Source organism: Amycolatopsis sp. NPDC104587 (genome assembly GCF_055583645.1).
Genome location: NZ_JBVJNO010000012.1, coordinates 300,698 through 320,498, shown reverse-complemented (window position 1 = coordinate 320,498; position 19,801 = coordinate 300,698). Strand labels below are relative to the sequence as shown.

General features: G+C 69.8%; 14 protein-coding genes. 11 read left to right on the top strand and 3 right to left on the bottom strand.

Translation table 11 applies throughout. From position 1 onward, the window contains the following. The first annotated feature begins 3 nt into the window (after positions 1-3). The 10 genes from ACZ61C_RS34445 to ACZ61C_RS34400 all read left to right on the top strand — a co-directional run bounded on the left by ACZ61C_RS34445 (position 4) and on the right by ACZ61C_RS34400 (position 11,093). On the top strand, positions 4-819 hold the full coding sequence (locus ACZ61C_RS34445; protein ID WP_465312053.1) for a hypothetical protein: 816 nt from the start codon (positions 4-6) through the stop codon (positions 817-819). Beyond that, positions 816-2,255 (top strand): hypothetical protein, encoded by a 1,440-nt coding sequence (locus tag ACZ61C_RS34440; RefSeq protein ID WP_465312052.1) that lies wholly within the window; start codon positions 816-818, stop codon positions 2,253-2,255. The genes ACZ61C_RS34445 and ACZ61C_RS34440 overlap by 4 nt, the downstream gene beginning before the upstream one ends. Then, on the top strand, positions 2,252-3,757 hold the full coding sequence (locus tag ACZ61C_RS34435; RefSeq protein WP_465312051.1) for an SCO6880 family protein: 1,506 nt from the start codon (positions 2,252-2,254) through the stop codon (positions 3,755-3,757). The genes ACZ61C_RS34440 and ACZ61C_RS34435 overlap by 4 nt, the downstream gene beginning before the upstream one ends. Then, a complete protein-coding gene (locus ACZ61C_RS34430) occupies positions 3,754-5,295 on the top strand; it encodes an ATP-binding protein (protein ID WP_465312050.1) in 1,542 nt (513 codons plus the stop codon). The genes ACZ61C_RS34435 and ACZ61C_RS34430 overlap by 4 nt, the downstream gene beginning before the upstream one ends. 23 nt (positions 5,296-5,318) lie before the next feature. After that, positions 5,319-6,416: a C40 family peptidase gene (locus tag ACZ61C_RS34425; protein WP_465312049.1), complete on the top strand. Its 1,098-nt coding sequence runs from the start codon at positions 5,319-5,321 to the stop codon at positions 6,414-6,416. A 45-nt stretch (positions 6,417-6,461) separates the two neighbouring features. Further along, entirely contained in the window at positions 6,462-8,318 is a 1,857-nt protein-coding gene (locus ACZ61C_RS34420) for a type IV secretory system conjugative DNA transfer family protein (RefSeq protein ID WP_465312048.1), read from the top strand. After that, entirely contained in the window at positions 8,315-8,956 is a 642-nt protein-coding gene (locus ACZ61C_RS34415; RefSeq protein ID WP_465312047.1) for a hypothetical protein, read from the top strand. The genes ACZ61C_RS34420 and ACZ61C_RS34415 overlap by 4 nt, the downstream gene beginning before the upstream one ends. 318 nt (positions 8,957-9,274) lie before the next feature. Further along, positions 9,275-10,087 carry a hypothetical protein gene (locus tag ACZ61C_RS34410; protein ID WP_465312046.1) on the top strand — a complete coding sequence of 271 codons (813 nt, stop codon included), beginning with the start codon at positions 9,275-9,277 and terminating at the stop codon, positions 10,085-10,087. After that, positions 10,084-10,506 carry a deazapurine DNA modification protein DpdA family protein gene (locus ACZ61C_RS34405; protein ID WP_465312045.1) on the top strand — a complete coding sequence of 141 codons (423 nt, stop codon included), beginning with the start codon at positions 10,084-10,086 and terminating at the stop codon, positions 10,504-10,506. Before ACZ61C_RS34410 ends, ACZ61C_RS34405 begins: the two co-directional genes overlap by 4 nt. A gap of 152 nt (positions 10,507-10,658) precedes the next feature. Then, complete coding sequence (locus ACZ61C_RS34400; RefSeq protein ID WP_465312044.1) at positions 10,659-11,093, top strand: histone-like nucleoid-structuring protein Lsr2; 435 nt, start codon at positions 10,659-10,661, stop codon at positions 11,091-11,093. A 121-nt stretch (positions 11,094-11,214) separates the two neighbouring features. On the opposite strand, the gene mobF is transcribed toward ACZ61C_RS34400, so the two are convergent. The 3 genes from mobF to ACZ61C_RS34385 all read right to left on the bottom strand — a co-directional run bounded on the left by mobF (position 11,215) and on the right by ACZ61C_RS34385 (position 18,191). After that, positions 11,215-16,329, bottom strand: a complete 5,115-nt coding sequence (mobF, locus tag ACZ61C_RS34395) for a MobF family relaxase (protein WP_465312043.1) — start codon at positions 16,327-16,329, stop codon at positions 11,215-11,217. A gap of 358 nt (positions 16,330-16,687) precedes the next feature. Beyond that, entirely contained in the window at positions 16,688-16,909 is a 222-nt protein-coding gene (locus ACZ61C_RS34390; RefSeq protein WP_465312042.1) for a hypothetical protein, read from the bottom strand. Positions 16,910-16,979: 70 nt separating this feature from the next. Beyond that, complete coding sequence (locus ACZ61C_RS34385; protein WP_465312041.1) at positions 16,980-18,191, bottom strand: hypothetical protein; 1,212 nt, start codon at positions 18,189-18,191, stop codon at positions 16,980-16,982. A gap of 859 nt (positions 18,192-19,050) precedes the next feature. Here ACZ61C_RS34385 and ACZ61C_RS34380 point away from each other — a divergent pair. Then, entirely contained in the window at positions 19,051-19,662 is a 612-nt protein-coding gene (locus ACZ61C_RS34380; RefSeq protein ID WP_465312040.1) for a hypothetical protein, read from the top strand. The last annotated feature ends 139 nt before the right edge of the window (positions 19,663-19,801 follow it).

Sequence of the window (19,801 nt, the reverse complement as noted above, 5' to 3'; positions counted from 1 at the left end):
GCCATGTTCACCTCCACAGAATCGCCGCGCGCCCGCACACGAGCGCGCCGCCTGATCATCATCGTCGTCCTGCTCCTCCTCGCGGTCGCGGTAGTGCTGGTTGTCCGGCGGGCAACAGCACCACCGTCGTCCCCGACGGCAACAACTCTGCCTGGCGTTGCGCCCTCGCCGACACCCACAGCTCCGGCCGACGAGGCGACTGCGCTGGCCACCCGTCACATGCTGACCCTGCCGCCCGAAGCGGCCCTGCCGCATGAACTGACCACCGCCACGGCCGGTCCGCCGATCACCGTGCCGCGACCGTCGCCGGTCGCGAACCGCGTGCTCTCCGACAGCTTCCCCACCACCACGGAAGGCGCGCTCGGCTGGCTGACTGACTTCAACGAGACCGCGCTGCGCGGCGGCGACCCGGCCACCTACGCGCGAGCGTACGGCGAAGCTGCGCTCCCGCACGCCCCGTCCCTGCAAGGCAGCGGGCCGCTCGCGCTGCTGACCTCGTTCCGCAACGAGGCCGGCATTCGCCCCGGCGAGCTCACGCCTGGCCTGACGGTGACCTACGACGTGTCCCAGGGCTTGATCAAGGGCACCGCCGAGGGCGGGCGGTTCGCGGTGGTGTGCACTCTCGGGCAGCTGAGCTTCGACTACCAGGGCCAGAGCACGAGCATGGGCATCGGCGACTGCCAGGCCCTGCGCTGGACCGGGTCCGACTGGCGCATCGCTCCCGGTGCCCGCGCCGCCTACGCCGCCTGCGCGTGGCCGGGCAGCGCCGAATCGGTCGCAGCCGGCTACCGGCCCCTGACCCGGGACGGTGCCCGGTGAGCCCGCTGGATCTGCTCGACTCATTGGGTGGCCTCGCCGGCAAGGCGGTCGCCGCGACTGCGGCGGGCGTCTTCGAGCCGCTCATGAAGGCCACCTGGGCCTCGGCCTTGTTCATCCTGCGCACCGCGTTCGAGCTCGTCGACCAGTTCTCCCTGTTCACCGTGTCCACCACGGACGGGCCGGTGTCGATCCTGTGGCCGATGACGTTGTGGATCTCCGGGGTCATCGCGCTGGGGATGTTCTTCTGGCAAATCATCACCACCGTCTTGCACGGTGGCCGCGGCTTCGTCCGCCTGATCACCGGACCAATTCAGTACGGCATCGCCCTCGCAGTGACTGTCGGGCTGGTCGCGGCGTTCCTCGCCGCTGCCGACGGCCTGACCGAAGCGATCCTGTCCACGGGGCTGCGGGTGGGGAACTTCCGCGACGCGCTGAACATGACCGGCTTCACCGACGCCCTGTCCGATGAGGTCAAGAACATCGTGCTCGGCTTGGCCGGCGCCTTCGGAGTAATCCCGGCCGGGCTGGGGTTCGCGTTCGAGGCAGTGTTCCGCGAGGCCGCGATCTACGTGCTGGTCGCCACGATCCCCATCGCCGCGGCCGGACTTGTCGCGGAAGTGAGCGCGCGGTGGTACTGGAAAGTCGTCCGCTGGGCCTTGGTCGCGATCGTGATGAAGCCCGCGCTGGCGTTCGTGCTGGTGCTGGCCGTCGCGATCGTCGGCGGCGCCCAGGGTTTGTCCGGGCTGCTGGCCGGCATCGGGGTGCTGTTCCTCGCGTTGTGTGTCCCGCTGGTGCTGTTCAAGCTCTTCGCCTTCGTTGACCCCGACTCCGACCCGCAAGGCGTGTTCCGGGACAAGCTCGCGGACGCCGGCCCGGACTCCTACGGCGCCAACAGCATCGCCGGTCGCGCCGCTGGCGCTTTCGGGAGCATGGCCCGTAAAGACCTGAAAAACAAGGGAAAGGACGGCAGCGACGACGGCAGCGACGACGGCGGCGATAGCCAGGAGCAGGCGAACGTCGACCGCTTTGACCAAGCCGCCGCCGACGACGACACGACCGCCGGGCCGCTCGACACGACCGGCGACCTGCACACACCCGACGGGAACGATGATGCCGGCCCGGCGACCAGCAGCGACGCGCACGACGCCGACGCGTCCGGCGGTAGCGGCGCACCAGAATCCGGGACCGACCCCGCAGCCGAGACGACAGCACCGCCCACCGCCGAAACCGGTGATACCAGTGGCGCGAGCGCGGCCGGGCCGGTCGAAGACGATGACGATGACGACGGTAACGGCGAGTCGCCATCTCCTGACCCGGGAGGAGATACCGGGCCGCCGACACCGCCGGTCCCGAATCCTGATGGCGGCCCGCCGCCGGACGACGACGGCGGCGGTGGTGCTGCGGGCGAAGCTGAGGAAGCGGCGGTGCTGCTGTGAGCGCCGCGACCCGGATCTACAAAGGACTGTCCCGCAGAGAGCGGGCAGGCTGGATCATCGGACTGACCCCGGTTCAGGCGTTCGCGTGCGTCGGGCTGGCAGTGCCGGTGATTCTCGCGCTGGCCGCCGGACGTTTCGGCCAGACGCTGGCCCTGGGTGGTCTCTGCGGTACCGCGGCGGCGCTGGTCGTGGTGCCGGTCCGCGGGCGTCCGGCGCTGCGCTGGCTCGGCCATCTGCTGCTCTATCGCGCCGGGATCGCATTGGGCTGGTCGCGGTGGCAGTCGCGTGCCGTCGCCGGGCAGGCCACGGACTTGGACGAGCCGGATCTGCCTGGGGTGCTGGCGCGGCTGCGGTTTCCCGACGGGCCACCACTGAGAGATCTGGGTCGGGTGTGCCTGATCCACAACACCGGCGACGGGCGGTGGGGCGCCACCGCCCAGCTCACCCACGCCGGGGTCGGGATGCTCTCAGACGCCCAGTGCGAGCGGCTGGCCAACCGGCTCGGGAACCTGCTGCTGTCGATCGGGCACCGCGAGGTCATCGACCGGATGACCCTGCTGGTGCGCACCGTCCCCGACGACGGCGCCGACTACCAGGCCTGGCGAGCCGAACACGACGTCCCGGGTGCTCCCGCGCTCGCTCGGCAGGCGAGTGAGGAGCTGGATCGGCTGGTCGGGGCGGTGTCGGTCCGGCATGAAGTGTTCGTCACGCTGTCCGGCACCGAAGACGCGTTGCGGCGCCCGGCTGCGGCGGCTGGTGGCGGGGTCGCCGGCCGGGCCGCCGTGCTCTACCGCGTGCTCGACGGGCTCGAGGACAAACTCAAGTCCCTCGGCGCGACCGGGGTGAAGTGGCTCTCGGGCCCGGAACTGGCGGTGGCGATCCGCACCGGCTTCAACCCGGCCAGCGCCGCTGGCCTCGCCGCGCGCCGTCACCGTGCTGGGGACGCCGGTGTTCGGTGGGCTACCGCCGGACCGGTGCACGCCCCGGCACCTTCGCCGAGGGCGTATTACCACGACGGTTTCGCGACCGTGTCCTACTCGGTGCTGATGCCCGAGGCGGGAACGGTGTTCGGGTCGCTCGGCGGGCTGCTGGCGGTCAAGACGGCCGGCGAGCGCCACAGTCTGGCCGTCCACTACGAAACCCTGTCGCAGCACCGGTCCCGCAAGGCCGTGCGCCGGCTGCGGTTCCGCACCGGCGTGGTGCGGGACTGGAAGTCCACGAAGGGTTTCAACTCCGGTGCCGCCGAGGCTCGTGAAGCGGGCGGGGCGCGGGCGCAGGAGCACGCGGTCGCGGCCGGGCACGGGATCGTCCGCTTCGCCGTCGCCGCCGCGGTCACGATCCCGGATACGTGGAACGTCGAAGATCACGCGGCCAAGCTGGAGAACGACATAGCCGGCCGCTTTCAGCTGCTGCGGATGGAACTGGCCCAGGACGCCGGGTTCGTCGCCGCTGTCCTGCCCGTCGGTGTCGGGCTGCCCCGCCTGCGCGGCGGCGGATCATGAGCCGCCGCGACGGCGAGCGAACGGCCGCGGAACTGCTCGCCACCTTCGGGCCCGCGGTCGACGCCCGCCCGCCCGGACGCCGCCGGAGCGCGGAGGCCCGCGGTACTCGCCTGAATCAGCGGGCCGCGCCGCGGCGCGGGTTTGCCCGGCCCGGGTACGGGTGGTCGCCGGTCGCGGCGCCGCTGCAGGTCTACCAGGCCAGCACGCACGAGATCGGCGGGTTGTTCCCCTTGCTGGCGGCGAGCCCGCTACCGGCGGTCGGGGCGCGGATGGGCTACGACGTCCACTCCGGCGGCGCGTTCTACCTGCACCCGGTGGAGTTCGTCCTGCGCTCGGTCTGCACCAACCCGAACATGGTCCTGTTCGGCGAGCCTGGCCGCGGCAAGTCCTCCACGGTGGTGGCGTTCCTGCTGCGGATGATGCTCACCGGCGTCCGCACCCTGATCTCCGGCGACGTCAAAGGCGAATACACCCCGCTGCTACACGCCCTCGGGATCACCCCGATCATGCTCGGCCGCGGCAGCACCGCCCGCCTCAACGCCCTCGACCTCGGCCCTCTCTCCGCCCGCTGGGACACGTGGTCGACCGCTCGGCAACGCGACGAGCTCGACGGGGTCCTGGGCCGGTGGGTGCAGCTGCTGGTCGCGCTCGCCGAAGCGCAGGGCTACCGGCCCACCGTCACCGACGAAGCCGCCCTGTCGGCTGTGCTGCGGCAGCTGCTCGGCGTCAGCGACGGCTACACCCGCCTCAAGTCGATCACCATCCCCGACGTTCACCGGGCGCTGGCCGACCCGGACGAGCAGCTCTGGCGCGAGCTGCGGTTCGCCGGCCGCCGCCAGTTCCTCGACCACCTCCGGTCCATCACCGACGCGCTCGCCAATCTGATCAGCGGCCCGCTGGCTGGACTGTTCGACGCCCCGACGAACTTCACCGTCGACTGGGACGCCCCCATTCAGAGCCTGGACCTCTCGCGCCTGCGCACCCGTGGCGACCAAGCCGTCGCCGTCGCGCTGACCTGCCTCGGATCATGGTCGTCACTGGCCACGGATCTGCAGGAGGACGGGGAGCTGCGGATCGTCGTCCGCGACGAGATCTGGCGGCAACTCCGCCTCGGCCTGCGCGCGGTCCAGGCCGTCGACAGCGAACTGCGCCTGTCCCGCGCGGAACGCAAGATCCAGATCCTGGTCAGCCACAAGCCCGGCGACTTCCTCTCCGTCGGCGCCACCGGCTCCCAAGAAGTCGCCATCGCCCGCGACCTGCTCGCCCTGTGCTCGATCCGTGTCCTTCTTGGACAGTCAACGCGCGTGGCGAGCGAGCTGGCCGATTTCCTTGCCCTGTCGGACAAGGAACACGACGCCACGACCGGGTGGGCCAACGACCGGCACGGCCGCGCGCTGTGGAAGATCGAGAACCGGACCGGGCTCAAAGTCCAGACGGTGCTCAGCCGGATCGAGCGGCAGATCTTCGACACGAACTCTCAACTTGTCTCGAAGCCAAACCAGCCACCGAGTAACGACGTCTCGGCGATGCCATCATGAGGCCCCGCGGGATGCTCCCTGGTGTGGCCGGTGCTCTGGTCGCGGTGGTGTTGCTGCCGATCCTGGCGCTGGCCTTGATGATCGGACCCGCGGCGGCCGCGACGATCGTTCAGCTGAGCGGCTGCGACCAGGGCGGTCCGGGCGGCGGCTCGGTCCTCGTGGACCGCCAGGAGCTGGGTGCCGGCGAGATGGACATCGCCCGCACCATCACCGATGTCGTCCAGCAACGCCGCCTGCCTCGGCGGGCCGCGGTCCTCGCGACCGCCACCGGGATGGTCGAGTCCGGGCTGCGCAACCTCACCTACGGCGACCGCGACTCGCTCGGGGTGTTCCAGCAACGCCCCAGCCAGGGGTGGGGCACCCGCGAGCAGGTCCTCAACCCCGTCTACGCCACCGGCAAGTTCCTCGACGCGCTCATCGCCCTGCCCGGCTGGGACACCATGGCGCCGGGCCGGGCCGAGCAGGCGGTGCAGCGCAGCGGCTTCCCCGACCGCTACGCCTCACGCGAACCGGCTGCCGCCGCGGTCGTGGGTCGCTTCTGGACCGGCCCGGACAACCCGACTCCGCCCGTGGCGCCTGGTGGTGGCACGGAGGCGGTGCAGGCGAAGACTCTGTGCCCGGACCAGGGCGGATCCGACGTCCCCCGCAACCCCGGTCAGGTCGACTCGAAAAAGCTGCCGCCGGGGTTCACGCTGCCAGACGATGTGCGCCAGCGTGCCGCGGTCGGCTTCGCGCTGGGTCAGCTCGGCAAACCGTACGTGTGGGGCGCGAAGGGCCCTAACGCCTACGACTGCTCCGGGCTGATGCTCGCCTCCTGGGCCGCCGCCGGTGTCGGCATCCCGGCCGGGACGGTCAGCCAGGTCCACACCGGACACTCCGTCTCTTCGCCGACGCAGGTACAGCCGGGCGATCTGCTGTTCATCCCCGGCTCGCTCGGCACCAAGCAGGTGCCGCGGCATGTCGGGATGTACGCCGGGCACGGGCTGATCGTCGACGCCTACGACACCGACACCGGCGTCATCCTCGAACCGCTCTCGGCCTGGACGTCGAAGATCGTCGCGATCCGCCGGATCGCCGACCCGAGTTCGCCCTCCCCACCACCGGGAGGGAGCCCACTCTGATGAACCTCGTGGTGCTGCTCTCCCGCTGTCCGGGAGGAGCGGCTCATGCCGCGCACACGCACCGACACCCTCAACCTCGACCGCGACGTCGCCCTGATGGGCCTCGCGGTCGCCGCCCTGGCGATGCTGAGCGCGCTCGGCGCGATCATCGTCACCGCCGCCGTTCTGGTGACCGGATTCTCTACAGGCACGTGGACTTGGCCCCCGATCACCGCATGGACAGGCTTCGCCCTAACGACCGCGTTCCACGCCGCTAATCCCGGGCCCGCGCTGCCGATCCCGTGGTCGAGCGCGGTCAGCGACCACCAGATCGCGTTCTACATCTGGTTCACCACCATCACCATGCTCACAGCCGGTCTCACCGTCGGCGTAGCGATCCCGGTCTGGCGGCGGGTGGCACCGACCGATGCCGGACACGCCACCCGCCGCGAACTGACCAGAAGCCTGTCGGTTGCCGCGGCGCGCAAGACCGCGGTGTGGACCCGCGGTGATCTCACCGACGAGCAACGCCGCACCGCGCCGGTCGAGCAGATCGCGGTCCCGCTACATCGAGGCCCCCGGCGCCAGCGGCTGGTGACCTCGCTGGAGACACCGACCGGGACGATCGCGCCGACCCGCTCGGGCAAATCCCGCACGGACCTGGTGCACAAGGTTCTCGCCGCGCCCGGCGCGCTGGTGGCGTCGACGACGAAAAACGACCTCGCCGAGTGGTGCCTGCTGGCCCGCACCCGCCGCCCGGACACCGGACCCGTCGTAGTGATCGACGCCACCGGCACCCTGTCCTGGCCAGCGCACGCGCGCTGGTCCCCAGTCACCGGCTGCGCCGACCCCGCCGTCGCGCTACGACGGGCAGAGACGCTGATCGAAGCGTCCGCGCTCGGGCTGGAGAACGTCGGCGGCAACGACGCGGTATTCCGCGGCCGCGCGACGATCGTCATGCAGGCCTACCTGCTCGCCGCCGCCACCCACAACCGGACGGTCGACTACCTCGTGCGGTGGTCGATCGCCAAACCGGCCGACCGGGAACCGGTCGAGTTGCTTGAGCGGCAGTATCCGCAGCTGGCACAGAACCTGGAGTCGGAGATCGGGATGGTCGCCGAGACCTCCGACGCAGTCTGGATGTCGGTCCGCCGCGCGATCGAGCCGTTCATGAACCCCGCCATCCGCTACTTCGCCACCCCCAGCCCGGCCGACGAACTGGACATCGACGAGTTCCTGCGCCGCCGCGGCAGCCTGTTCATCATCGCCGGCGAGCACCAAGCCCCGCAGGCCCGACCTGTGCTCACGGCGCTGGTGGAGCAGATCCTCACCACCGCGCAGGACACCGCGCTGCGCCGCGAACGTCGGCGGCTGGAACCGCCGACCACCGCGATCCTCGATGAGCTGTTCGCGGGGACGCCGGTGCCGCGGCTGCCGGCGATCATCGCCGACTCCGCGGGCCGCGGCGTTCTCATCCACTGGTCGGTGCAGTCGCGCTCCCAGCTGGACGAGCTCTACGGCGAGCCCGGCCGGTTGCAGCTGATCGACAACACCCTCACCCTGAGCGCGTTCCCGGGGCTCAAGGACGACAAGACGCTCGAGTGGCTGTCCACACTGGCCGGGCAGCACCGGCGCCGGACCCACCAGCACCACAGCGACGGGCTGTTCAGTGTCGGCCGTGGCGCCAGCGGCGAGGAGACCGTCCCGACGTTGCGCGCCGGCGACATCCGCACCGTCGCGCGCGGCCGGGTGCTGATCCTGCACGGCAACCTCCGACCCATCCTCGGCCGCACGGTCGACGTCGAGCAACGGCCGGACTGGTCCCAGCTGCAGGCCGACGTCGCCGTGATCCGCTCCGGGAACGCCGCGATCACGCCCGAGGGCTACCCGCTGGCACTGCCTGGTTTGGGTGATCTGCGATGAGCGACGACGACATCGCCGAGCGCGACGACGATCAGGATGAGCAGGAGCCGCGGTCGCTGCATGAGCTCGACGAGGCGGTCACGGGCCTGGAGACGTTGGCCAAGTCCCTGGGACGGCAGATCGAGCACGTGGCGGAGAAACTGGCGGAGCTGACCGATGAGTCGGAGAGCGACCCACGGCTCGCACGGTGGCTGACGTTCATCCCGCCAGCCGCGGCCGAGGACAAGGAATACCCCGGGGAAACACCGCTGTTCACGATCGCGCACTTCGTGCAGTACTACAACGAGACCTACGTCGGCAATCCCGGCACCCGCGCGGTCGCCATCCCCGACTGCTGGCTCGACCATCCCGGCTTGGTCGCCGAACTGGCCACCCTCACCTACACCTGGCGCGAAGCCCACCTGGGCAAGAACGCCACCGCGCGTGATGCGCAGTACTGGCACGACCACTGGCGCCCCGGCTTCGCCGAACGCATGGCCACCGAGTGGGTCCACCAACGTTGCCGCTCCGACGGCCACAAGACGGCCGGCGCACCGGCTCGCCCCGATCGCTTCACGCTGGAACACCGCCAACGGCGAGCGCAGACAGCGGCGGAGCCCGGTGTCGACGACCGGCAAACCGCGCCCAGTCAGTCGTGATCGCCGAGTCGCGCCACTGGTCGCGGGGGGTGAGAGGGTACCGGGTTCGTGCGTGTGCCGGTGATCGCGCTGTACATCTGATGGCTCGCCTCAACAGAACCACCACCAGCCGCCGGAAGCAGCCATGATCACAGCTGCGCCTTGCCGCCAACAACCGCGGCGGTTCTCCGATCCACACCTTTCATGCGACAATGGGCGTCATGACGACCAGAAAGGGTCATGCCGCGTAGGCGCCCCGGACAACTCCGCGCCCGCCTGCCGATCCCGCAGCGGCCCGGACGCAAAATCCGTCAGATCTCCCGAGTATCCGCGCCGACTATGCGCGCCATCGCCGAGCTGGAACGCGCCCAGCTACGACCGGGCAAGATCGCCGAAGCCCTCGACGGCTGGGCCCGGTACGTGCACGGTCCCGTCCGTGCGCTGGACAACTACGCACCCGAGGCATGCCTCTGCCCCGGCTGCCAGTGGGACGACCCGGTCGTGCGCCGAGAGGCGCTGCGCATGGTCTTGCACGCGTTGCCGGTTAGGGCAGCACGCGAGTTGCGCGCACTCATCCAGCCCCTTGACGAGCTCTACCTGGCCCGCTCGATCCCCGGCCCGGACACCGCCCATGTCCGCGACCTGCTCACGATCACTCCAGCTCGTACCCGCTTCCGCCCACGGTCGGCGGATACGTTCACCTTGGCCGTTGATCTGGTGCACCTGGGTTGGCTGCTTGCCGTCGTCGGTGACGCTCGCGGGGAGCAGCGGCTGCACGCCTCCTATCTCACGCCCGCTCTGGACGACTTGCTCACCGCGTTGGTCGCGCTCACTGCCGGTGAACGGCAGGCGCAAGCGTCCTGGGAAGGCGAACCGACCGAATACCGCTGGCTGCTCACACTTGACGCCCACGTTCACGCTCGGGTGCGGATCCTGCGGTTCTCCAACCGGACGGCGGAACTGCCGGACAGCGACGGGCATCCCATCCTCGACGTCGACCTTCCACTGCGCAGCCTTGTTCGCTTAGTGGCAACTGCGGCGCGGTCGCTGCTGACCCGGCTCGGTGAGGGCGCATACGCCCGCCAATGGGCCGCCGGCCCGTTCCCAACCAACCAACTGCTCACCCTTGAGCACTGGCTCCGCCAACCATGACCCGAGGCATCGGCTCACCTAACTCGCCGACCCCCGCACCTCTCAGTCCCGCTCAACCAGCGGAGTCCGACCAGTCACACGAGAGACCCCCGGGGAACCAGTTTTGCGAGGGCAGTCCATCAAGGACTATCACTGCTGCGCTGACCGTTACGAGCAGCGCGGAGTCGACCTCGCCACGGTTCCCCTGGTGGGGGGTCGGCAGTATTTGCCGGCGCCAGCACACCGCAGAAGTCGATGTCATCGTGCGGTCGCTCGCCCAGCGCGGCTATCAGCTGCACGCCTTCGGAGCGAAAACCCTTGGCCTCGCCCGCTACGCGGACAACATCATCAGCAGCGACTCGCTGGCCTGGTCCTTCGCCGCCGGTGGGAGCCGCCGCTACCGGAATGCCACGGCCACCGTCGATGCAACAACTGCGTAAAGTTCGCGCTCCGCTGGCGCCAGAAGATCCTCCAGACGATCGAAACGTCCGGAAACAATGCCGCGGCTGGGGCGTAACCCGACGGCCTGAGTTATAGTGACACGGTCCGGCACATCGTATTCGCAGCCGGAGTTACTGGAGGTTTTGCCGTTATGGCGCAGAAAGTTCTCGTGGAGATGGTCGACGACATCGACGGCGGCGCGGCCAGTCAGACGGTCCCGTTCAGCCTAGACGGGGTGAACTACGAGATCGACCTGTCGGACGACAATGCCGACGCGCTGCGCGATGAACTCGCCCGCTACGTTGCCGCCGGGCGTCGGATCGGCGGCCGTAAGGTGCGGTTGGCGGCCGGTGAGTCGGCTCAATCGAAGAAGCCTGGCACTGCGGCCGCGGACCGTGAACGGTCACGCCAGATCCGGGAGTGGGCCATCGCCAACGGCTACACCGTGTCCGAACGTGGCCGTCTCTCCAGCGAGATCATCGATGCATTCGAGGCGAACGACGGCCAGCCCATCGTCGTCGACGATCCCGCGCCCGCTGCGCGGAAGCGGGCACCGCGCAAGAAGGTCGCGGCCGCGAAGAAGTAATGCCGGCCAGTCGGCAACTCTGTACTGGAGCTGGCAGAAGAATTCAGGACAACGGCGTCCGGCGAGGACGGCCACGTGCACTATCCATGGCCGCCTTCGCCGGACGTCGTCTGCCGCCGGCTCAGTAACTGAGTCCGCGATGAGAGCTTTCGCCGTAGCCGTGGTCATGGCCGTCGACCAGTTCTTCTTCCAGTTCGATGCGCCGCGCGGCCGCAGCAGTGTCCGACTCGGTGTCTTCTGCCTCCTCCTTGTCGGCGGCGAGCCCGGCGAAGAACCGCGCGGCGTAAGCGTCGGCGTTGTCGCGCAGAGACTCCCGGGTCAGCATGCTGTCCGATGCGGCGTCTTCGCGGTCAGGTGTGGTCATCAGGTGCCTCCAATGCCGGGTGATGTCCCGCCAGGCGTCGGCGCGAAGGTCGTTGCCGAGCGGTGGGTTGCCGAGCGGGGAGGCAGCATCGGCAGTCGTGATGCCGTAGGTTTCACGATACGCCGCAGCAAGCCCAACAAGGTGATCCCACTGCTGAGCGAGCGCAGTGTCGTCGGGGCGGGCACCGAAGCGTGCGAGCCACGCCGGTTGCTCCCAGACAGCCTGGTCTCGCAGCTGCGCTGTTCTCGCGGTGATCTCCGCGTTCAGGGTCGCCAGCCGCTCCAACGAACCGTGAGGGTTCGCCGCGCGCGCGAGATCGGGTTGGGCCTGCCACGGCAGGGCCGGATGGTGCCCGGCGCCGGCGTCGTGCTGGCGCACGAGCGCGCCGACAAGCGCCACACCGGTCTCCCGAGGATCTGCGTGTTCGGCTCCGGTCGTTGTCGCGGCGACCTGTCGGGCGGCGTCGGTGAGCGCGGTGTCAGGGTCGAGTCCCCGGGCGACGCCGCCGGCGGCGTGGCGCCACACGATGCCCCACCTCTCCTCCGCCACGGCGGCGTCGGGCAGGTGCGCGGCGACGATTTGCTGCCAGCGGGCGATCTGCTCGTCGGTGGCGGGGGCGATCCGGGCGGGCGCGTCGTGGGTCCGGACGTGGTCGTTGACCCGCTTGGCGAGCACCGCGGCCGGGTCCTGTGCCCAGCTGAACACGCGGTCGTCGACCAGGTCGCGGACGATCCGTTCGGCCTGCCACCCGCGGTCCTGCGCGCGAGCCAGCGCCGCCAGCGCGGCCGGTTCGGCACCGGCGTTGACCGCGTCGGGGATGTAACGGGCCAGCACATTGAGGTAGCGGTCCTCATCGCCGTCACGAGCCAGCAGCTCGTAGCGGCGAATGAGCACGTTCAACGGCTCGAGGACAACGCGTTCCTCGACGTGATCGAACTCGGCGAACACCTCGTCCAGCTCGGCGGTGCGAGCCGTCGCGCGCGGCCGCGCGGGTGCGGATGGGGCCGGCGCGTGCGACTGGTCAAAGAACTCCCAGCGCTCGCTCAGTGTGCGCCAGGCGCGGGCCCGCGCGCCGTAGCTGTCGGGTTTGGCGCCCAGCGGAGCATCGCCGTCGATGCGGAACGTCTCGCGGTAGGCCGCAACCAGTCCGACCAAGTCGTCCCAGTCCTCGGCCGCGATCGGGCTGTCTGGTCGCGGCCCGAGCCCCGAGACCCATTCCGGCTGCTCGCGGATCACCGCAGCGCGCAGGTGCTCGACACGGTCGGCGATCGCGAGGTTCATCTCGTGCAAGTACTCAGCGTGTCCAGGGTGGTGGCGGACGAGGGCGAAGTCGGGGCGGGCCAGCCAGGGAACGGCGCGCTGATGGGCCTCCCCACGCTCACCTCGGCGCTTTAGCTCGGATGCCAAAGCGGCGTCCGAGTACCGGTCGTCCGGCATCGGATCCGGCACCACCGAACGCGCGGCGAGCTGATGAGCGACCACGGTCAGGGCGGCGTCGATGTCGAACCCGACCGCCAGCGCACCAGCCGCGCGGATCCAGATCTTCTCCCATTCCGGGTCTTCGACAGCCGCGAACGGGGCGATTGCGTCGACGATGTCGCGCCATCGGGTGACGTCGGCTGGCTGCGGTGGTGCGGTCGGCGAGGGCGGCTGGCGTCGCCGGAGGTGGGTGGTGATCCGGGCTTGCAGGGCCGCGCCGGGGTTGTCGGCCTCGTCGAGGGACTGGCGCCAGCGCATGACGGCGGCGACGAGCGGGTCGGGTTCCCAGCCGAGGTCGTAGGCGTTGCGCAGCGTCTGGATCAGCGCCGGCTCGCTGTCCAGGTCCATGGTGGAGGGTGCGTGGCGGGTGAGGATGGCGCGGTAGCGGTCCTCGTCGCGGTAGGTGGCGGTGTAGTTGTAGCGCAGCACCAGCGTGCCCATCGACACTGCCTCGTCTTGGGCCTCCCGCAGCGTCTCGGTCGCCGAGACCTCAGCGCCAGAGTGGTGCAGCACCCCGGTCAGCACCGACCGCCGGGACACTGCTTCGGGGGTTTCACGGTGCTGGTCGATGACGTGGTGGTGGGTGACGACGTAGATGAAGTTGCCGAGCATGGCGCGGGTGATGCCGGGGTAGAACTGCTCCCGGGTCATGGTCGGCGGGACCAGCAGGTGGGCGTTGCCGGTGCTGGTCATGCCCTGGACGCGGTTGATGGTGGCGGCGTAGGCGAGCTCAACGTGGGCCTGGACGTACCCGGCCGGCAGCGTGATCGCGGCCTTGTGGACGCGGTGCTGGACGGTGATCTTGCCGTTGGCGTGCACGTCGGTGACGGTCCAGATGTCACCGTTCTTGACGAAGTCCTTCCCACCGAACAGCGACAACAGCCGCTGATTGTGACGAGTGACGACCCAGTCTCCGACGCTGGCGGTGGTGGCGTCGTGCAGCTCGACCTCCCGATCCTGCTCGACCGCACCCCGGTTGAGGCGTCGTTCGCGGGCGTCGATGTTCAGCGCGACGGTGTCCTCGTTGGTCGGCACGATCAATAGCGACTGCACGCCGGCGTCGAGGTCGGCCTGCCAACGCGAGCGAGCGGCGTCGCGCATCGTCTCCAAAGACCCGCCGGAGACCCGGACTCGGTCGAAGTAGTACTCGAGCCCGGCCGGGTTCGCTGCCCGGATCTGCAACGACGCCGCGGCTTGCTCCTCGCGGTCGTCGCCGCGGAAACGCACGATTTCAGTGAACCGGACCGCACCCACGTTGTGCGCGATCAGCCGGATTGCGCCACCGGCCTCGACCGCTGCCAGCTGTGCGTCGTCGCCGATGAGTCGCACGTCCGCGCCGTTCTTCAGCGCGTACTTGACGACCTTGTGCAGGGTGTGGGTGCCGGCCATGGCCGCTTCGTCGACGATCACGAGGTCCTCGGACTCGATCGGGAACGCGCGGTGGGCGAACCCGAACCGCAGTGCGGTGGTCAGCTGGTGCAGGGTGTGCGGCTTCGCCCCGATCGACGCGCCGAGCTCCTGCGCTGCGCGCGCGGAGGGTCCGAAGGCGTAGACACGGTGTCCGGTGCGCCGCCACGCGGTCGCGAGGACCTTCATCGCCGAGGTTTTCCCGGCCCCGGCTGGGGCGAGTGCGAGCTGTAGGCGCAGGCCGGAGCGGGCGAACTGGCGGACCATGTCCGTCTGTCCCGCGTTCAGTCCCTGGCCGGTGAGGGCCTTGTCGACGGTGTCGGTGCGCAGGCGGTGCCCGCCGCTGCGGCGGGCCCAGGCGACCAGGTCGCTCTCGGCGGCGAGAGTCGCGGTGGTGGTGTAGCGGGTCGAGTGGTGCTCGACGAACACCGACTCGCCGTCTCGCCGACGCAACGAGGCCGGCTCGTTGACTGCGGTCGGGCCGACGAGGGCGAGGGTGTCGGGTTGGGCCAGGATGGTGTCGACGACGTCGACGATCAGCTGTCCGCGCTTGTCGACCGGCATCCGCAGGTGCGCGGACTGGCGGTGCGCTTCGGCGGCGAGGTTCCACCAGGAGAAGTGCGCGTAGTTGTCCGACACCACCTCCCGGGTGACCTCGGCGAGCTTGGCGATGTCGACCGCGTCCGGCTCGGTGTGCCCGCTGAGGAACACCTTCCGGCTCAGCGTGTCCAGCACCGTCGCCGGAACAAGGGTGAGAGCGTGCTCGCGCCACGCGGCAAGATGCTCGGGCAGCGTCTTCGGAGGCTGTTTGCCGGGCCGGTTGTCGTACTGGGCGGCCCGGTCGATCGCGAAGATGTCCTTCGGTGTCGGCTCCTTCCCGTACGTGGACCTGAACTCGACGATACGTTTCGCGCGGGCGGCCTCGAACTGCCGATGACGCTGGGAGAACAGCTTCACCAGCTCCACCGAAACCCCTTCCAGCTGCCAGACCGGGCGTTTCATGTCCACGCCTTCCGCGCCCCGCTGCACCCAGGACGCGCCTCGCTCGCGGAAGAGGTCGCGCAGGTGGTTGTCGAAGTACTCCGACGCGGTGACCGTCGCGGCCAGCACGGTGCGGCCGTCGAGCGCGGTCCATTCGCCGTCGTCGCTGCGCTGCACCTTCGACGAGATGAGTGCGTGGATGTGCAGGTGCGGGTCGGAGGCGCGGGAATCCCAGTGCTCGAACAACACGGCGGTGATCCCGTTGACATCCACCTGGGCCTCGCCCATGTTCCCGCGGCGGGTGAACGCGACGTTGCCCTCCACCCAGGACAACGTGTCACGAGCGGCTTGGCGGACCATCCCGGCGATCAGCTCTCGCTCCGCAGGTTGCGCCATGGCCCACGCGATCGACACTGACTTGTCCGGTGCGAACACCATCTCGAACCCGGACACCGCCGACTTGAGATCGCGTTTCTGTTCCGCCAGCCACTTGTTCAACTCGGTGTCGGTGGCGGGACCGTTGCCGTCATGGGCTTTCCGGTACGCCTGGATCTGGACACCGCGACGAATCTCGGCGCGTCGGGCCGCGGAAATCGGCGCACCGATCGGACGGCCGTTCAGGCGGTTGTGGTCCTTGTACGCCTGCGATACGTGAGAGCGCAGGTGATCCAGCGCGGAGTACTGCGGGAACCGCCGGCCCAGCCGGGTCGCTTTCAACGCCTCTGCGGCGGTGGCTCCGTCGGCGATCATCTCGGCTTCGATGGCGTCGGCGTGCGGGTTGCGGCCTTCGCCGAAGAGGGCGTTCATTTGGGCAGGGGTGACTGCGCCGGAGAGTCCTAAGTGCTCTGCTCCGGCGCCGAACCATTGGCCTGCCGGGTAACCACGGGAGAGGTAGTAGTCACTTAACAGCTCGCCGGGCTCGAGCTCACGGCTGCGATCGGCGCACGCCACCGTGTTCGTGAGATACTCATGACCACCAGGGCTCAGCTTCCGCAAGCCCATCATGTCCACATCAGACTACGCCGAAAAGACGGCGGCATCCACCTGGTTCAGAACGTCTGCAAGACGTGCTGTGTGCGGGGTAGGGGCAGGCTGGGGTGAGGTGGTGGCGGTGGCGTGGTCGGCGGGGTGAGTGGGTGGCGGGGTGGCGTGGGGCGGGGTGTGGTGGTGGGCGGCGTGCGGTAGGCGGGGTGGGGTTGGTGAGGCGTGGTGGTGGTGGCCGAAATTACAGTCGAGCGCCGGCGCCTGCACTAAGGCGCCCCTGGCGCCGTCTGCCGGCGCCGGGGCGGTCCCCGGGCTGTGCCGACACAGCAAAGCGGCCGCCGATCCGGAGATCGGCGGCCGCGTTCCGTGTGGACGGTCGTTACGGCTGGCTGTGCCGCGTGAGGTAGGACAGTTCGAGCCGGATGGCGGCGGCGGGCACGATGTCGACCGTGCCGCCGTCCGGGGCGGGCAGCGTCTGGACGTGGCGGGTGAGTACCTCGCGCAGGAACGCTGCGACGGCGGCAGGCTCGTTGGTCGGGATCGTCTCGGCGGCGGCTAGCTCGCGGTCGAGGTCGGCAAGGAAGTCGTGGAAGGTGCGCACGGTGGCGGCTCCTGGTTACGAGGTGGGGCAGGGGCACCCGGGCCGGGTGCCCCCGCTGGCGAGTGGGTGGTCAGGCGACGGCGACGAGTTCGCGCGACGGCGCGAACGCGACCAGCGGCGGCATGTCCCGGTCCCGGCACATCTCGCACCGGTCATCCGTGCTCGGGGTGCGCTGCTCGCCGGGGGCGCGCTCCAGGTTGCATGCCGCGCACAACCCGCCCGGCGCGACCGGGAGCAAGGCAAGCCGCTCGTAATCCTCATCGGACAGGGCATATCCGGTCAGCTCGCTGAGGACGTCGGCGGTGTCGTCGAGGTCGCCGTGGCGCTGCCGCTCGGCTTCGTAGGCGTCGACACCGCTTTCGTTTTTGCGCACGAGTCCGGCGGACGGGATCGCCTGCTCTACTTCGCGCCACTGCTCGTCGTAGTCGGGCTCTGCCGCGCTGTCGACGTAGCGGCGCGCGGCGCGCTGCTCGATCGGCTCGTGCCGTGCGGCGATCCGGTGGGCGGGCACGGTCGTGGTGTGCTCGCTGTCGGTCGGGCGTTCGGCGTCTTCGGCTTCCTTGCGGCAGGCATCGGAGCAGTACCGCATTTCGGGGAGCTCTGCGAGGTTGCCGTCACAGTTGCCGCACCGGTGGACGTCGGCGGACTCGGCTTCGGTGGCCTGCTGTCGGGCGGCGGTGCGGGCGCGGGCGTGGGCGGCGCGGGCTGGGCTGGCGTACACGCACGCCATGACCAGCGTGCGCAGGTCCTCGGCGAGACCCGCCCACAACCGGTGGGCGGCCTGGATGGCTTCCACGACGGTGGGGTGATCCACGCTGGGGTTCTTCAGCAGATCCGCGCACACGGTGAATACGGCCTTGTGCGCGTCCTGGGTCTGGGCGTTGAGCCACCGGAGCCCGTCGAGAGCGGCGGCGCGGCGCGGCGGGGTCTCGCGCAGCATCACCGTCACGTCGTTGACCTCGGTCACGGCGACGGTTCGGCGGGTCTCGCTGGACCAGACGCACTGGTGGAAAAGCTCGCGCTCAGCGTCGCCGTAGCTGTCCCATTCGGCGTGGGCGGTGCGCGCGGCGGCGAGGACGTCGCCGCTGGTCGCGGACGTGTCTTTGAGCAACGCTGCGCACGCGGCGAGGATCGCGGGCGGGTTTTCGCCGCTGTCGGTGAAGATCTTCCGCAACTCGACGAGTGCGGACCGGTCGCGCGGCGGCTGCGCCTGCAAGTCCTGCACGATGCGCGTGATGCTCTTGCGGTGCTTGGGGTGAATGGTCGAAACCATGATATCCAACTTTCTTGAACGGGATTTGTGAAGACTTTCGGGTTTGCGGTCCCGATCGTCTTGCGATTTCCATATTACCCGAGTTCTGGTGTCCATTCCAGTTGTAGGCAGCGGTTTCCGCTGCGTATTTCAGTGAATTCTGGCCGCGAATTGAGCCGTAGAATCTCATTTGCTGGCGGGCTGCCTGTGCGTCGCCCGCGCGGCTCGCTGGCCGTGTGCCTGTGGCCGCTGGTGTCGCTGGTCGGTGCGGTGAAGGTGACCGACTGCTGAGTGGGTGGTGGGTGGCCCCGAAGCAATCAGGGCAGGCCCCCGGCCTGCCCTTAACGTCTGCCCTAGGGAGTAGGGGCCCCGAATGCAAGGGTGGGGCCTCAAATTATTTTGGCCACGCTTTTCGGTCAAAATAATTTGGGGTGCCCTTGTATTTGGGGGGACGACCGATACAATTTCGGGGCCACCCACCACGCGCGGACGCAAAGAGAACACGTGAAGGTTCCCACTGCCGTCGTGCACGAGGAGCAGCCGCCTGACCAGCTGAGACGGCATGCCGCCTGGTGTCGGGGTGAGGCTCGTGGCCTGTGGGTATGCTGCCGGCAGCGCTCCGTGGGCTTGAACGGGCCTTGTGGCGGAGTGTCAGCGGACCGCCGCGAGTTTTGCGGCTTGCCACTTCGGTGGCGTGGCCCTCCGGGGCTGCTGCGGCGGTACCGCGCCCCTCTCCTCTCTCACTGGTGGTCGGCCGTGAACACGATCGACGCAGTCGGTCGTCGCGTCGGCGGCGTGAACGCCGCGCCGCCGATGCGGCGTGGTGACGCCGCTGCCGCAGGTAGGCTGGGTGGTAGAACCGCAGCCCTCCCCGCGCGGGAGGTGCGTCATGGTTGAACGTCAGACAACGAGTTCGGGGCGTAAGCGTCGGTCGTCGGCGACGCTGGCGCGGCTGGAGGCGGCGCGGCGGCGTCGCGTCGAGCAGCTGGAGCGTGAGCGCGAGAACGAGGCGCGGGTGGATGGGGCGCTGGGGCCGTTCGCGGAGGCGGTGACGGCGATTGAGGCGGTGGAGCGCCGGCGTGGGGACCGGATCGGTGCGCTGGGGGCGCAGCTGGAGCGGAAGCTGTCGGAGCTGGACCGGCTGCGCGCGGCGAAGGTCGCGGAGTTCGAGCGCCAGGCTGAGCAGGTCCGTGCGGATGCGGAGATGGAGATCGGTGAGTGGCGCGCGGTGATGGCGACGTCGGTCGCGGAGATCCGTGCGGCGGATGTCGGGGCGGCGGAGACGGCGGCGTTGCTGGGGATCTCGGCGAAGGCGGTCACCGCGTTGTCGCGTAGCGCGGCGGCAGCGGCGGACGTCGGCGATAAGAGCGCCGAGGAGTCCACGCGCGCGGCAGTAGTGGACGTCGCACCCTCGGGTGACGAGCGGGCTGTCGAGACGGCCGTGGTTGAGCAGGTCGATCCGCCCACACGAGATTCAGAGGCAGACGTTCCGGCAGAGTGATTGGGCTGGGCTGGCCGGGCATGCGACGAGGGGGGGGGGGGGGGGGGGGGGGGGGGAGGCAGGGGGGGGGGGTGGGGGGGGGGGGGCGAGAGGCGGAGAGGGGCGGGGGGGCCGCGTCCGGCGGGGCGGGACTCCCCTC

Bases quoted from the DNA above. Each gene is read 5' to 3' on its own strand.
- ACZ61C_RS34380 (WP_465312040.1), top strand. From the start codon at position 19,051: ATGGTTGAACGTCAGACAACGAGTTCGGGGCGTAAGCGTCGGTCGTCG.
- mobF (WP_465312043.1), bottom strand. From the start codon at position 16,329: ATGATGGGCTTGCGGAAGCTGAGCCCTGGTGGTCATGAGTATCTCACG.
- ACZ61C_RS34405 (WP_465312045.1), top strand. From the start codon at position 10,084: ATGACCCGAGGCATCGGCTCACCTAACTCGCCGACCCCCGCACCTCTC.
- ACZ61C_RS34445 (WP_465312053.1), top strand. From the start codon at position 4: ATGTTCACCTCCACAGAATCGCCGCGCGCCCGCACACGAGCGCGCCGC.
- ACZ61C_RS34400 (WP_465312044.1), top strand. From the start codon at position 10,659: ATGGCGCAGAAAGTTCTCGTGGAGATGGTCGACGACATCGACGGCGGC.
- ACZ61C_RS34415 (WP_465312047.1), top strand. From the start codon at position 8,315: ATGAGCGACGACGACATCGCCGAGCGCGACGACGATCAGGATGAGCAG.
- ACZ61C_RS34430 (WP_465312050.1), top strand. From the start codon at position 3,754: ATGAGCCGCCGCGACGGCGAGCGAACGGCCGCGGAACTGCTCGCCACC.
- ACZ61C_RS34410 (WP_465312046.1), top strand. From the start codon at position 9,275: ATGCGCGCCATCGCCGAGCTGGAACGCGCCCAGCTACGACCGGGCAAG.
- ACZ61C_RS34420 (WP_465312048.1), top strand. From the start codon at position 6,462: ATGCCGCGCACACGCACCGACACCCTCAACCTCGACCGCGACGTCGCC.